This is a genomic window from Janthinobacterium sp. FT14W, assembly GCF_009208755.1.
In the GTDB taxonomy this organism is placed as follows: domain Bacteria; phylum Pseudomonadota; class Gammaproteobacteria; order Burkholderiales; family Burkholderiaceae_D; genus Janthinobacterium; species Janthinobacterium violaceinigrum.
This window is the reverse complement of sequence record NZ_WFLL01000159.1, coordinates 1-277: the sequence shown is the minus strand read 5'-3', so window position 1 is coordinate 277 and position 277 is coordinate 1. Positions and strand designations below refer to the sequence as shown.

The window sequence follows — 277 nt, the reverse complement described above, 5'->3', positions numbered from 1 at the left end:
TGCAGCACTATCATCGGCGCAAAGTTGTTTCACGGTCCTGTTCGGGATGGGAAGGGGTGGGACCAACTTGCTATGGTCATCAGGCATAACTTGTACTGGCGTTTGTCTCCTGTGGGACGACAAGGCCTGAATCCGGAAGAAGCAAAGACTGGGGTAATGAATGGTATCAACACACACGCAACGTTGTACCGTCTTATCCTCTGTACCTGCTAAGGTTATAGGGACAAGCCGTACGGGCAATTAGTACTGGTTAGCTTAATGCATTACTGCACTTCCA

General features: G+C 49.5%; 1 rRNA gene. It reads right to left on the bottom strand.

Going from position 1 to position 277, the window contains the following annotated elements:
- Positions 1–84: ribosomal RNA gene (gene rrf / locus GCN74_RS28430) — 5S ribosomal RNA — on the bottom strand; the annotation flags it as partial.
- Positions 85–277: the final 193 nt, after the last annotated feature.